Source organism: Bacillus sp. AFS059628, assembly GCF_002571225.1.
Lineage (GTDB): Bacteria > Bacillota > Bacilli > Bacillales > Bacillaceae_G > Bacillus_A.
In genome coordinates, this window is record NZ_NVEC01000034.1 from 14,425 (window position 1) to 28,247 (window position 13,823).

Below are 13,823 nucleotides of genomic sequence, written 5' to 3' on the forward strand. Positions count from 1 at the left end.
TTCTTTATTTACTCATTATCAACTCGTTTTAACGGTTGATCTGCCGGACCTTCAATAACATCTCCCTCAATTGAAAAGCGGGAACCGTGGCAAGGACAGTCCCAAGTACAATCACCATTATTCCATTCAACTTCGCAGCCGAGATGTGTACAAGTTGTATCAACAATATGTAATTTTCCATCTTTGTCTTTATAAGCACCTGCTCGTTTCCCGTTAACATGTACGACAGATCCTTCACCAACTTCGAGGTCTTCTGGTTTACGTAATGCAGTTTCAATCTTTCCTTCAATTAAATGTTTCGCAACATCAAGGTTTTGGGAGAGGAACGTTTTTATATCTGGATTTGCATGGAAGCGTGATGGTGCATACAGTTCTTTATACGGACTGTGTACTTTTAGAATGGAATCCTTCAGTAAATGAGCGGCAGCAGTTCCAGTTGTCATTCCCCATTTACGATATCCAGTTGCAACAAATATATTTGGATTGCTCTCGTTAATATGTCCAATATAAGGGAGCTTATCTAGCGTGATTAAATCTTGTGTTGACCATCTATAAGGAACTTCATCTATTCCAAACGTTGCTTCCGCAAAAGAATAAAGTGCTTCGTAATGAAGCATCGTGTTTATTCCTTGTCCTGTTTTATGACTTTCTCCGCCAATTAAAATTAATTTTTCCCCATTGTTTGTTGTGTAACGTAAGGAGCGTTTTGGGTCATCAATACTTAAATACATGCCACCTGGATAATCTGTTTTTGCTTTAATAGCAAGAGCATAAGAGCGTTCTGCGTACATTCGCGTAAAGAAAAAGCTATTCGCATCATAAAAAGGAAAATGTGAACAAGAGACAATATATTCACAAGTGATGCGATGTCCGCCTTTTGTAATGACTTGTGGATAATTACCCTTTTCTACATCAATAGCTGTAGTTTGTTCATAAACTTTTCCGCCCATCTCCACAAACTTTTCTAAAAGTGTTTTCAAATAAAGAAGGGGATGGAATTGTGCTTGATTTTTCATGACAAGTGCAGATTGTACTGGAATTGGAATCGATAGAGATTGAACATAGTCACAAGGTATATTTAATTTTTGATAGGCTTCATATTCTTTCGATAAATTTCTTAATCCATTATCGGTAGTTGTATATAAATATGAATCTTCATTTGAGAAATTACAGTCGATTTTATATGTTTGCACAGTTTCATTAATAAATTGTAGAGCATGATTATTTGCTTCATAGTAAAGACTGGCTTTTTCCAAACCGAAATGATTTATGAATTCATCATAAATTAGATCATGTTGAGCTGTTACCTTTGCTGTTGTATGCCCAGTTGTTCCGTTTAAAATAAGACCAGAATCAATTAAAACAACATCGATGCCTTCTTTCGCAAGTAAATAAGCAGTAGTAATACCTGTAATACCAGCACCGATAACAGCGACTTTCGTCTTTACATTTTCGGATAAAGGGGGAAAAGCAGGGATTTGAGTAGATTCAATCCAATAAGATAATGGAAATTGTGGAAATGTATCGCTTGTCATTATAGAAACCTCCCGATTTTAGAACAATTTTCCTTTTAATATTTCCATAAGATATGAAATTCATGTGTGCTGTTTTAGAGAGGGCCTATTTTTATTAAAAGAAAGATAAAATTATTTTAATATAATTTTAAGTGTTGTCGGTATGAAGAGATAGGAGTTGTGCAAAGCTAGATTCAGGTGAGTTTATTTGTTATTTACACAGAGAGTTATTGAATAAGATAGAGTCTATAGTATATAAGTGTATGTATATAGATAATGGATGAAACCTTATAAAGTCTATGTTTTTTCTTTAGTGAAATAAAATATAATTATAAAAATATAACCAACTTTTATTACTAGGTCATAAAAGTTGTTGACAATATGGAAATTCTATTGATATGATTTATCATGTGGAAAGGTTGATAGAGAGTAAAAAGAGAAATGTTTTTCATTGATAATAAAAGCGAAAAAATAAGTGACGATAGAGTGAGTATATTTTCCTTATACATAGATGCTTTTTAATCAGCTAGTAAAATCAATCTGGAAGCAAGAATTGATATATGTAAGTTGCGTAAGACGCGGCATAAGAAAGGGGCAAAAGGATGAAGGAGCTTCATACGTTTGGGTGGTATGCAGCACGTGTATCACCACATTTGCCGAAAAAAGCATTCAAACCAGTTCCTACTCGTTTATTTGGTGGACTGGCTTATTTGCTTGTGGCATTGGCGGGATTAATATCGATTGGTGTATTTGAATTGAATGTGTGGGCGAATCTAGGAATTGCGATTGTTCTTGGATTATGTTTTGCTTCACTTGGGTTTTTAGGGCATGAAATTTTACATGGAACTGTTGTAAGAAAGGCATGGCTTCGAGATTTCTTAGGAGCAATTGCGTTTATGCCATTATCGACGGGTCCTAAACTTTGGAGAAAGTGGCACAATGCAACGCATCACGTTCATACACAACATGAAGAGAATGATCCAGATGCATGGCCTACACTTGAGAAGCTGAAAAAGAGTAAGTTTTTGAGCTGGGTATATCGTATGCCTCTTCATGTACGTTCATTCTTTAGTTTTCTGTCACTAACCATTCAATTTACATTACATTCGACTCGAATGTTCTTTCATTTTATAAAAGAATTTAAGTCATCCAATCAAAAATCTGTATGGCTTCAACTTCTTTTGCCTTGGACAGTTTGGATTAGTTTATTGTTTATTATGGGACCAGGAAAATGGTTATTTGCATATGTGATTCCGTTGTTAATTGCTAACTTTATTGTAATGGCATATATCGCAACAAATCACCGCTTAAATCCAATTGTTCCAGTAAATGATCCATTAGCAAACTGTTTGTCAGTAACAGTGCCGCGTTGGGTAGACGTTTTACATTTCAATTTCTCATATCATACAGAACATCATCTGTTCCCTGCTATGAGCTCTAAATACTATCCATTAGTAAAAGAGAAAATTAAAGAAATGTGGCCGGAACGCTATCATGAGATGCCAATGACAAAAGCTTTGGCAGCGCTATGGAATACACCACGTGTGTATTATCAAGGAAGTGAATTAGTGGATCCGCATAGAGAGCATTTCTATGGTTCTTTAGGAAATGGACTAGATCCTCATAATATTTCATATCGTGAGGAACATATAGAGGAAGAAGAAAGTATTAAAAAAGTAAATCAGTAAAAATAGATATATGTTGCAGTGAAAAAGCAAGCCATCTCAGGCTTGCTTTTTCTTATAAAGAAACTGCCTTTTTCTTCTTTGTATGGACCTGGACAGAGTTAGTTTCTTTTCTTTGTAGTCGTTTTTCCAAAAGGTTAACAAGGTAAGTGAATAGGAGAACAAGCACGAGATAATATAAACCAACGATTATGTATGTTTCTAATTGTTGGAAGTTACCTGCAGCAATAGATAAACCTGATCCCCATAATTCGGACATTCCTACGTAAGCAACAAGTGAAGAATCTTTTAATCCAATAATAAATTGATTTCCTAAAGGAGGAAGAGATTGACGAAATGCTTGCGGTAGTACAATACGGCGCATTGCTAAAGGATAAGGCATACCTAGAGAACGAGCAGCTTCCAATTGTCCACGGTCAATAGATTGGATGGATCCGCGGAAAATTTCAGTAATATATGCACCGTTATGGATTGCTAAAGCAATTGCTCCTGCCCAAAAAGGAGTAAAAACAACAACGGATGTAATCCCGAAATAGAGAATGGCAATTTGAACAATTAAAGGTGTACCACGAATAATGGCGATATATACATGAGCAATACTATTTAAAACTTTATTGTTAGAAATCCGAAAAAAAGCGAATAGTAATCCAATTAGTGAACCCAGTAATAGGGATGTTAGTGTTAATTGTAATGTGACAATAGTAGCTTTTAAGAGTGTGGGATAAGTAGACATAAAAATTTCAAACATATGTGTCACCTCATATTGTATGGATTTTGGTAGGGAATGAAATACCCCACTGATTAGTATCTCGCACTAATTGGGAGTTTTACTGCCCATAAATAGCGGGATAAAAAGTGGGGTGTAATGGATGAAACTTTTGAATAACTAATTTACTTCGTTTTTTCCTCCTCACCAAGAATATTACGTCCAAACCATTTTTTACTAATCTTTTCATACGTACCATCTTTAATAATTTCATCTAAAGCTTTATTTACTTTCTCAACCATTTCTTTATCATCTTTACGAATAGCAATTCCCATTTCATCAAGATTTAATGGTTTTCCAGCTTCTTTTATATTTGATTTACCTTCTTTAATCATTCTTAAACCAACCATTTGATCAGTGATTACCGCATCAATACGTCCAGGCTCTAAATCCATAAGTGCAGTAATATCGCTATCGTATTCTGTAATTTGATCTGTATGTTTTGCAACAAGGTTTTTAAAGGTACTGGCTTTTACAACACCAACTTTCTTACCTTTCAAATCCTCTGGAGAAGAGATAGATGCATTCTTTTTAGCCACAAAAATTTGGGCACCAGAACGGTAATAAGGATTGGAGAAATTAACAGCTTTTAAGCGTTCTTCTGTAATTGCCATACTTCCTAGTATTACATCATACTTTTTCGCCTTGAGACCTTGGATTAGCGTTTCCCATGGATTTGTAATAGGAGTGGGTTTCATATTCATTTTTTTCGCAAGTGCCTCACCTATTTCTACATCAAAGCCGACAAGCTTTCCGTCATTTTCTTTATAGTTAAAAGGTTTATATAAGCCACTCATCGCATAACGAAATTCTTTTTCACCATTTGAAGAAGTAGTAGAGCTTTCCTTACTACATGCTCCTAGTATGAAAGATGTACATAATGTAATACTCGCAACAATGGTTAATAGTTTTCTTTTCATAAAACCCCTCCTATATATTGATCATACGGATGGCTTTAAGTATGTTATTGAAATATTGTATTTAGATGATTAGTTGTGCACCGTATGAATGTATTTCTTTTCGTTTGAAACAGAAGTTACACTATAAAACGTTGCGTAAAAATTGTTTTGCTCGTTCGTGTGATGGAGCTGAAAAGAATTGCGCTGGCGGAGCGTCTTCTACAATTTTTCCGTCGTCCATAAAAATGACGCGATCAGCTACATCTCTCGCGAAATTCATTTCATGAGTAACAATAACCATGGTCATTCCTTCTTCAGCAAGTTCTTTCATAACTTGCAGTACTTCTCCAACAAGTTCAGGGTCTAAGGCTGAGGTAGGTTCATCAAATAGCATAATTTTAGGATTCATAGCAAGAGCCCGTGCAATAGCAATGCGCTGTTTTTGACCACCTGAAAGGAGGTGGGGCGTTACATCTGCTTTGTCTTGTAAGCCGACTTTTTGCAGGAGCTGATTTCCGATTTCCTTTGCATTTGCTGTTTCTAATTTTTTCACATGAATAGGTGCTTCTATGATGTTTTCTAATGAGGTCATATGGGGAAAGAGGTTAAAGTGCTGAAAAACCATACCGACATTTTCACGGACTTTATTTAAATTTGAGTGCTTGGGATCGATTTGTTCACCTTGTAAGTGAATTTCACCTTCATCGTACATTTCTAAAAAGTTAAGACAGCGAAGTAATGTACTTTTACCAGAACCACTGGCACCAATTAAAACAACAACTTCTTTTTCTTGTACTTCTAAATCAATTCCTTTTAAAACATCAAGTGAGCCAAATGATTTTACTAGATTTCGAACCTGAATCATACAAAACCCCCAGTCAAAAATATATTTTACAAATGTTGCTCCTTATTTCTGTTATTAGTCACAAATTGTCAGAATCCTTTATTTTTTTTAGTGGATTTGATATTCAAGGAAATAATAATTTTTTAAATCCCTATATCCTTCTATAATGAAAATATGGATAATAATATATAGGTAGTACTTATATTACTTATAAAAAGGGGGAAAGAAGAGATGGAAAAAGAAAGGAAGACATTTTCCTTTGGCTTACGTACACAACTTATGCTATTCACTACAGTTTTAGCTTTAATTACATATTCAACAAGTATATTTTTTATTTATGTGATATACGATTATTTTCAAAGTTATGTAAGTCAAACTGCATATAATATTATCGTTATGTTATTAGGGGTAGTATGGTCTGGAATTTTAGCATATGGAGCAGCGGTATTTTTAATTAAACCGCTTCGAAAGTTAGAGGAGGCGGCGAGAAAAGCGGCTGAAGGAGATATTCGTGAAGATGTTCCATTACCAAACACTGATGATGAAATTAAATCTTTAAGTGTTGCATTTAATATGATGCTAGGGAACTTAAGGGGCATGGTAAAAAATATTGATACAACATTTTCATATACAAACAATCAAGTACAGCAAATTAGAAAACAAACAGGCGAAGCAACGAAACAAGCACAAGGTGTTTCTGAAACACTTGCAGAGATTTCTTCTGGAGCTGAGCAATCAGCGGCATCCATTCAGGCAATTGTTTCTGCTGTTGATACAACAACATCAATTGCAAGTGAAGTAGAAGAGAAAGCGAAACAGTCTGATGAGTTGTCTTCAGAAATGGTTCAAGCTTTAGGGCATAGTACTCGTGTCTTTACGTCTTTAATTCAAGGTATTCAAACATTGGCGAAAGAAAATGAAGATTCAATGCAAAATGTACAGAAGTTAGAGGAAAGAATGAAACAAGTAGAACACATTGTATCTGTTGTGAGTGAGATTGCTAGCCAAACAAATTTATTAGCACTAAACGCTTCTATTGAGGCTGCTCGTGCAGGAGAGCATGGAAGAGGCTTTGCGGTTGTTGCTGAAGAAGTACGGAAACTTGCTGATGAAAGTGATCATTCTGCAAGAAACATATCGCAGTTATTACGAAATATGCAAGAGGAAGTACAACAAGTTGCAATGAAAATGACAGAACAAGTGAAAATAGCTAAAGAAGAGGCGAAACGTGGGGAAGCTACGGAATTAATTTTAAAAGAAATGTCATCAAGCATTATGGAAGTTGCTGATGCAACGAAGCAAATTAGTGGCTATATGAACGAACAAGTGAGCCACATTCATCAAACAGGAGCACAGACGAAAGCTGTGGCAGCAATTGCTGAGGAAACATCAGCTGGTTCACAAGAAGTGGCGCGTGTGACGTTGCAACAATCTAAAAATATGGTAGTAATTGATCAATTATTAAAGGATTTAGAGCAACAAGCAGAGGACTTGAAACAAACAATTGAACGATTTTCAATGTAAAAGAGAAGAACAGAATACTGTTCTTCTCTTTTTTAGCTAGATTTAATATCTATAGTTAAAAGATATAAACTATGAACGTTTCCGCAACATTCTTTTCTGTCCCTTTCGGATGAAAATTATAGCGAGCTATAATATTAAAAGGGGTGTCTTTTATGAAAAAAGAAAAAAGACAACGATTAATTAAACAATTTGTAAAAGAGTATGAAATAGAGAAACAAGAAAGATTAGTAGAATTGTTAGCAAAAAAGGATGTATTAGTAACACAAGCTACGGTTTCTCGAGATATTCGTGAGTTAAACTTAACGAAGGTACCTTCTCAAGAAGGATTGATGATATATAAAATTTTCTCAGAAGAGCATTTACAAACTGATATAAAGTTAAAGAAAAAATTACGAGAGGTTGTTGTGAAAATTGATTGTGTAGATCAATTAATAGTTATTAAAACATTACCTGGAAATGCACATGTTATTGGTGCTTTGTTTGATGAGTTAGATTGGAAAGAAAAAATAGGATGTATATGTGGAAATGATACATGCCTTATAATTTCTCAGTCGAAATCAGATAGGGAGATTTTAGAAGAAAGATTAAATTTAATTATTTAGATGCAAAGTCCTGTTTTTAATTTTTATTAAAAACAGGATTTTTGTGTAAATACGGAAGGTAAATATTCAACATATATGCGTAATATATGTATTTTCTATTGAAAAATCGGGATGGATTATTATAAAAATACAAATTAATATGATTTTAAAAAAATAACTTGTTTAATATTTCACAATGATAATGTGGATGATTTCACAAAGGTGAAAGAGCGTAACATTTATTATGTACTTGTAAGACATCAAACATATTTAAAAGGAGGTACAACAAATGAAGCATCCGATACATGTTACGTCAGAAATTGGGGAATTACAAACGGTTTTATTAAAACGACCTGGTAAAGAAGTGGAAAACTTAACACCAGATTATTTGCAGCAATTATTATTTGACGATATTCCATATTTACCAATTATTCAAAAAGAGCATGATTACTTTGCACAAACGTTACGCAATCGGGGTGTTGAAGTTCTTTATTTAGAAAAACTAGCCGCTGAGGCGTTAGTAGATAAAAAACTTCGAGAAGAATTTGTTGATCGTATTTTAAAAGAAGGACAGGCCGACGTAAATGTTGCACATCAAACTTTAAAAGAATATTTACTTTCCTTTTCAAATGAAGAATTAATTCAAAAAATTATGGGCGGTGTACGGAAAAACGAAATTGAAACAAGTAAGAAGACACATTTATATGAATTAATGGAGGATCACTATCCGTTTTACTTAGACCCAATGCCTAATTTATATTTTACTCGAGATCCAGCAGCTAGCGTGGGTGATGGCTTAACGATAAATAAGATGAGAGAACCAGCGCGTAGACGTGAATCATTATTCATGGAGTACATCATTAAATATCATCCAAGATTTGCAAAACATAATGTACCAATCTGGTTAGATCGTGATTATAAATTTCCAATTGAAGGTGGCGACGAGCTAATTTTAAATGAAGAAACAATTGCGATTGGAGTATCTGCTCGTACTTCAGCTAAAGCAATTGAACGTTTAGCTAAAAATCTCTTTAGTCGACAAAATAAAATTAAGAAAGTATTAGCAATAGAAATTCCAAAATGCCGAGCATTTATGCATTTAGATACAGTATTTACAATGGTTGATTATGACAAGTTCACAATTCATCCAGCTATTCAAGGGCCAAAAGGGAATATGAATATTTATATTTTAGAAAAAGGACCAGATGAGGAAACCCTCAAAATTACACATCGTACTTCTTTAATGGAAGCATTAAAAGAAGTATTAGGCTTAAGTGAATTAGTTCTTATTCCATGTGGAGGAGGAGATGTAATTGCTTCTGCTCGTGAACAATGGAATGATGGCTCGAATACATTAGCAATCGCGCCAGGTGTGGTTGTTACATATGATCGCAACTATGTATCTAATACGTTATTACGGGAACACGGTATAGAAGTGATTGAGGTGCTAAGTTCGGAATTATCTCGTGGTCGTGGGGGTCCACGTTGCATGAGTATGCCAATTGTTCGTAAAGATATCTAGTATAAATAATGGAGAAAGTAGGGATGAAGTATGTTAATGACGAGACCAAATTTAAAAGGAAAAAGCTTTCTAGCAGAAAAAGATTTTACACAAGAAGAATTGTTATATTTTCTAGATTTGGCAGCAGAATTAAAAGAGAAAAAGAAAAATGGTATCCCTCATCATTATTTAGAAGGTAAAAATGTAGCGCTCTTATTTGAAAAAACTTCCACTCGTACGCGTTGTGCATTTACAGTAGCATGTACAGATTTAGGAGCGAATCCTGAATATTTAGGGAAAGGTGATATTCAGCTTGGGAAAAAAGAATCTGTAGAGGATACAGCAAAAGTGTTAGGGCGTATGTTTGACGGAATTGAGTTTCGTGGATTTAATCATGAAACTGTAGAATCTTTAGCACAAAATTCTGGTGTGCCAGTTTGGAATGGATTAACAGACATGTGGCATCCAACACAAACATTAGCAGATTTATTAACAATTAGAGAACATGTAGGGAAATTGAAAAATGTGAAGCTCGTTTACGTTGGAGATGGACGAAATAATGTTGCTAATAGCTTACTAGTTGGTGGCGCAATCGTTGGAATGGATGTACGTATTTGTACACCGGAAACTTTATGGCCTGCACAAGAAGTAATAGATTTAGCAAAAAAATATAATGAACAGGTAATGATAACAAGTAATGTGGAAGAAGCTGTTGCGAATGCAGATGTAATTTATACAGATGTATGGGTGTCTATGGGGGAAGAAGAAAAATTTGCTGAACGTGTCGAGTTATTGAAACCTTATCAAGTAAATATGAAAATGATTAAAGAAACAGGGAATGAAAACGTGATTTTCTTACATTGTTTACCTGCATTTCATGATGTCGAAACGATGTATGGCGAAGAAGTTTATGAGAAATATGGGTTGAAAGAAATGGAGGTAACTGACGAAGTATTCCGCAGTAAACATTCAAAAGTATTTGATCAAGCTGAAAATAGAATGCATACAATTAAAGCGGTTATGGCAGCTACTTTAGGAAACATGGAGTAAAGAAGAAAGGGAGTATTCCTTTCTTCTTTCTCCTCCTTTAGACACTATCATTCACTATTGCTTTTGTATTGTTATTGCAATTAAAGAGAGGTGAGTGGAATGGGTGAAGATAAGAAACTAGGATTGTTTACATTAACGGCTCTTGTAGTGGGGTCTATGATTGGCGGTGGAGCCTTTAATTTAGCGAGTGATATGGCAAAAGGAGCTGGAGCTGGAGCCATTATTATTGGCTGGGCTATAACAGGAATTGGGATGATTGCACTTGGATTATCTTTTCAAAATCTAACTGTAAAACGGCCAGATTTAGATGGTGGTATTTTTAGCTATGCAAAAGCAGGGTTTGGTAATTTTATGGGGTTTAATAGTGCGTGGGGATACTGGCTATCTGCTTGGCTTGGGAATGTAGCTTACGGCACATTATTGTTTTCTTCATTAGGATATTTCTTCCCGATCTTTGAAGGCGGGCAAAATGTAGCGTCCATTATTGGTGCAAGCGTATTATTATGGTGTGTTCACATGTTAATTTTACGTGGAGTTCAATCAGCAGCACTTGTGAATTTAGTAACTACAATCGCAAAATTAGTACCTGTATTTGTATTTATTGTCATAGGAATCTTCGCGTTTCATATTGATACGTTCTTAGATGGATTTTGGGGGCAAACTGGTTCTTTTTCATGGGGAGCAGTTGGCAGCCAAGTTAAAAGTACAATGCTTGTAACTTTATGGGTATTTATTGGGGTAGAAGGTGCTGTTGTTTTATCCAGTCGAGCAAAAAATAGAAGTGATGTAGGGAAAGCAACGGTTATTGGCTTAATTGGTACACTCATCATTTACATTTTAATCACATTATTGTCTCTTGGACTTATGCAGCAAGCAGATATTGCTGGTTTGAAAAATCCGGCTATGGCTTATTTATTTGAAAGTGTTGTTGGAAAATGGGGTGCTATCTTTATTAATTTAGGTTTAGTCATCTCTGTATTAGGTGCTTGGTTAGGTTGGACTTTGCTCGCTTCTGAAATTCCATATTTAGCGGCTAAAGATGGAGTATTTCCAAAATGGTTCGCAAAAGAAAATAAAAATAAGGCTCCAGTAAATTCATTATGGATAACAAATGGTTTAATTCAAATGTTCTTGTTAACATTCGTCGTTTCTGATCAGGCGTATAACTTTGCATTCTCTTTAGCATCTTCAGCTATTTTAATTCCATATGCTTTTTCAGCATTTTATCAACTGAAGCATAGCTTAAAGTCTGAGGAAATAGATCGAAATAAAAATATAGTAATTGGCTTGATAGCAAGTATTTATGGCGTTTGGTTAGTTTATGCAGCTGGTTTAGAGTATCTACTATTAACAATGACTTTATATGCGCCAGGTATTTTTATTTTTTACAATGTTCAAAAGCAAAAGAGTTCGAAGCAAATATTTACTCGAGTGGAATTAGCATCATCCGTAGCAATTGGTGCTTTAGCATTTTTTGCGATTTATGGATTAATTACAGGCAGCATTACTTTATAAAGCTCTGTGAAAACGAAATAAACTGGAGGGCTGAAATATGGCACGAAGAAAAATTGTAGTTGCACTAGGGGGAAATGCGATACAGTCTGGAAAAGCTACTGCGGGAGCGCAGCAAGAAGCGTTGGAAAAAACAGCGGAACAACTTGTGAAAATAATGGAAAATGATGTAGATATAGTAATTGCACATGGAAATGGCCCACAAGTGGGGAATATTTTATTGCAGCAAAAAGCTGCAGAAACGGAAAAGACACCTGCAATGCCATTAGATACTTGTGGGGCAATGAGCCAAGGAATGATTGGATATTGGATGGAAAATGCGATTGAAAAGGCATTGAAAAAACGGAATATAAAAAAAGATGTAGCAACGGTTATAACACGCGTTGTTGTGGATAAAAAAGATGAGGCATTTAAAAATCCAACTAAACCAATTGGTCCTTTTTATACAGAAGAAGAGGCCAGAAGATTAATGGAAGAAACAAAAGCAGTGTTTAAAGAAGATGCGGGTAGAGGGTGGAGACGTGTTGTTCCATCACCGAAGCCTGTAAGTATTCATGAACATAAAGTGATTAATTCTTTGGTCGAAGATGGAAATATAGTGATAGCTGTTGGTGGTGGTGGAATTCCAGTAATTGATTCTGAAGAAGGACTAAAAGGAACTGAAGCGGTTATCGATAAAGATTTCGCTGCGCAGAAATTAGCAGAATTAGTAGATGCCGATACGCTCGTTATTTTAACTGCAGTTGATCATGTGTATGTAAATTATAATCAACCGAATCAAAAAAAATTAGAGCATGTCACAGTGAATCAATTAGAAGAATACATTGAGGAACAGCAATTTGCTGCGGGAAGTATGCTTCCAAAAATTGAAGCTGCTATCAATTTTGTTAATACAAATCCAGAACGAAAAACAATTATTACGTCTTTAGAAAAAGTATATGAAGCATTAGAAGAAAAAGCTGGTACTATTATTTCAAAACAGAATGTATGCATGTATGTTTAAGTAATTATGTACGCTACTTATTAGTAAAAAGAATGAAGTTAGTAACTTCATTCTTTTTATTTATTAATATTTTTTGTGCTCATTGTTCATAAAGTTTTCATGATGAAATCCGAATATATAAGTTAATTGTGATAAAATTCAAATTGAATGCGCTTTCTTGATTTTTCGATCCAACATACAGCAAGAGAGAGGGAATTTTATGAATAGACGCAACGTAGTTAAAGATTTAAAGCAGTTTGAATTATTTGCTCATTTAACAGAAAAGAAATTGAAAGGTTTGACGGAGTTTGTCTATTGGCGAACTTATAAAAAGGGTCAATTTTTATTTTTAGAAGGGGATTCAAGAGAAAGAATTTACTTCATGTTAGATGGATTTGTAAAGTTAGAGCGGGTAAATCAAAGTGGGAATTTATTATATGATGACTATGTAAAGAGGTATTCTATTTTTCCTTATGGTGGTATGTTTACAGACAGAGGATATAACTATACAGCAGAAGCGATGACAGATGTAGAGGTCTATTATATTCCGACAGTAATTTTTGAAGATATGGTGAAATCTAGTAGGACACAATTAATGTATGTTGTTCAGCAATTATCATCCATATTAAAGCTAAACGAAAATCGAGTACAAAATATTACAATTCCTAATGCACAAGATCGGGTCATTCAAACATTAAATTATTTAATGCAGGATTTAGGAGAACAGAGTGGCGAAACGATTGTAATTTCCTGCCCACTTACAACAATTGAAATATCGAAAATATCTGGTACGTCTCGAGAGACGGTTAGTAGCGTATTAAAACAATTAAAAAATGATAGTATTGTTACAATTATAGATAAAAAAATTACAATACATAATCCAACATATTTTGAGGAAATCTCTATGTGAAAATTGTAGATTGATTTTTTAATTCATATTGTATATTAATAAGGTTCTTTATATA

12 protein-coding genes and 1 pseudogene are annotated in these 13,823 nt (G+C 34.5%); 9 read left to right on the plus strand and 4 right to left on the minus strand.

The features are described from left to right. Positions 1-8: 8 nt before the first annotated feature. Positions 9-1,535, minus strand: coding sequence for an FAD-dependent oxidoreductase (locus tag COL05_RS12045; protein WP_098668776.1), 1,527 nt, complete (start codon positions 1,533-1,535; stop codon positions 9-11). Between the two features lie 581 nt (positions 1,536-2,116). Here COL05_RS12045 and desB point away from each other — a divergent pair. Continuing rightward, positions 2,117-3,202 carry a Delta(10) desaturase DesB gene (gene desB, locus COL05_RS12050; protein ID WP_000661225.1) on the plus strand — a complete coding sequence of 362 codons (1,086 nt, stop codon included), beginning with the start codon at positions 2,117-2,119 and terminating at the stop codon, positions 3,200-3,202. A gap of 52 nt (positions 3,203-3,254) precedes the next feature. Here desB and COL05_RS12055 read toward each other — a convergent pair whose 3' ends face one another. From COL05_RS12055 to COL05_RS12065, 3 genes are all read right to left on the minus strand, one after another. Next, entirely contained in the window at positions 3,255-3,947 is a 693-nt protein-coding gene (locus COL05_RS12055; protein WP_098668777.1) for an amino acid ABC transporter permease, read from the minus strand. A gap of 143 nt (positions 3,948-4,090) precedes the next feature. After that, on the minus strand, positions 4,091-4,885 hold the full coding sequence (locus tag COL05_RS12060) for an ABC transporter substrate-binding protein (RefSeq protein ID WP_000823758.1): 795 nt from the start codon (positions 4,883-4,885) through the stop codon (positions 4,091-4,093). Positions 4,886-5,006: 121 nt separating this feature from the next. Next, a complete protein-coding gene (locus COL05_RS12065; protein ID WP_000616941.1) occupies positions 5,007-5,729 on the minus strand; it encodes an amino acid ABC transporter ATP-binding protein in 723 nt (240 codons plus the stop codon). 375 nt (positions 5,730-6,104) lie between these two features. On the opposite strand from COL05_RS12065, the pseudogene COL05_RS32440 reads away from it, so the two are divergent. The 8 genes and pseudogenes from COL05_RS32440 to COL05_RS12100 all read left to right on the plus strand — a co-directional run. Beyond that, positions 6,105-6,290 (plus strand): annotated as a pseudogene (locus COL05_RS32440) (HAMP domain-containing protein); the annotation flags it as partial. 15 nt (positions 6,291-6,305) lie between these two features. Continuing rightward, positions 6,306-7,232, plus strand: a complete 927-nt coding sequence (locus tag COL05_RS12070; RefSeq protein ID WP_483861167.1) for a methyl-accepting chemotaxis protein — start codon at positions 6,306-6,308, stop codon at positions 7,230-7,232. A 152-nt stretch (positions 7,233-7,384) separates the two neighbouring features. Beyond that, complete coding sequence (gene argR / locus COL05_RS12075; RefSeq protein WP_098668779.1) at positions 7,385-7,834, plus strand: arginine repressor; 450 nt, start codon at positions 7,385-7,387, stop codon at positions 7,832-7,834. A gap of 268 nt (positions 7,835-8,102) precedes the next feature. Further along, on the plus strand, positions 8,103-9,335 hold the full coding sequence (arcA, locus tag COL05_RS12080) for an arginine deiminase (RefSeq protein WP_097844125.1): 1,233 nt from the start codon (positions 8,103-8,105) through the stop codon (positions 9,333-9,335). A gap of 30 nt (positions 9,336-9,365) precedes the next feature. Continuing rightward, a complete protein-coding gene (argF, locus tag COL05_RS12085) occupies positions 9,366-10,364 on the plus strand; it encodes an ornithine carbamoyltransferase (RefSeq protein ID WP_097844124.1) in 999 nt (332 codons plus the stop codon). Positions 10,365-10,463: 99 nt separating this feature from the next. Continuing rightward, positions 10,464-11,879 (plus strand): arginine-ornithine antiporter, encoded by a 1,416-nt coding sequence (arcD, locus tag COL05_RS12090; RefSeq protein WP_098668780.1) that lies wholly within the window; start codon positions 10,464-10,466, stop codon positions 11,877-11,879. Positions 11,880-11,916: 37 nt separating this feature from the next. Continuing rightward, complete coding sequence (gene arcC, locus COL05_RS12095) at positions 11,917-12,879, plus strand: carbamate kinase (RefSeq protein WP_070805138.1); 963 nt, start codon at positions 11,917-11,919, stop codon at positions 12,877-12,879. 199 nt (positions 12,880-13,078) lie between these two features. Continuing rightward, a complete protein-coding gene (locus tag COL05_RS12100; RefSeq protein WP_098668781.1) occupies positions 13,079-13,768 on the plus strand; it encodes a Crp/Fnr family transcriptional regulator in 690 nt (229 codons plus the stop codon). Positions 13,769-13,823: the final 55 nt, after the last annotated feature.

Bases quoted from the DNA above. Each gene is read 5' to 3' on its own strand.
- COL05_RS12045 (WP_098668776.1), bottom strand. From the start codon at position 1,535: ATGACAAGCGATACATTTCCACAATTTCCATTATCTTATTGGATTGAA.
- desB (WP_000661225.1), top strand. From the start codon at position 2,117: ATGAAGGAGCTTCATACGTTTGGGTGGTATGCAGCACGTGTATCACCA.
- COL05_RS12055 (WP_098668777.1), bottom strand. From the start codon at position 3,947: ATGTTTGAAATTTTTATGTCTACTTATCCCACACTCTTAAAAGCTACT.
- COL05_RS12060 (WP_000823758.1), bottom strand. From the start codon at position 4,885: ATGAAAAGAAAACTATTAACCATTGTTGCGAGTATTACATTATGTACA.
- COL05_RS12065 (WP_000616941.1), bottom strand. From the start codon at position 5,729: ATGATTCAGGTTCGAAATCTAGTAAAATCATTTGGCTCACTTGATGTT.
- COL05_RS12070 (WP_483861167.1), top strand. From the start codon at position 6,306: ATGGTAAAAAATATTGATACAACATTTTCATATACAAACAATCAAGTA.
- argR (WP_098668779.1), top strand. From the start codon at position 7,385: ATGAAAAAAGAAAAAAGACAACGATTAATTAAACAATTTGTAAAAGAG.
- arcA (WP_097844125.1), top strand. From the start codon at position 8,103: ATGAAGCATCCGATACATGTTACGTCAGAAATTGGGGAATTACAAACG.
- argF (WP_097844124.1), top strand. From the start codon at position 9,366: ATGTTAATGACGAGACCAAATTTAAAAGGAAAAAGCTTTCTAGCAGAA.
- arcD (WP_098668780.1), top strand. From the start codon at position 10,464: ATGGGTGAAGATAAGAAACTAGGATTGTTTACATTAACGGCTCTTGTA.
- arcC (WP_070805138.1), top strand. From the start codon at position 11,917: ATGGCACGAAGAAAAATTGTAGTTGCACTAGGGGGAAATGCGATACAG.
- COL05_RS12100 (WP_098668781.1), top strand. From the start codon at position 13,079: ATGAATAGACGCAACGTAGTTAAAGATTTAAAGCAGTTTGAATTATTT.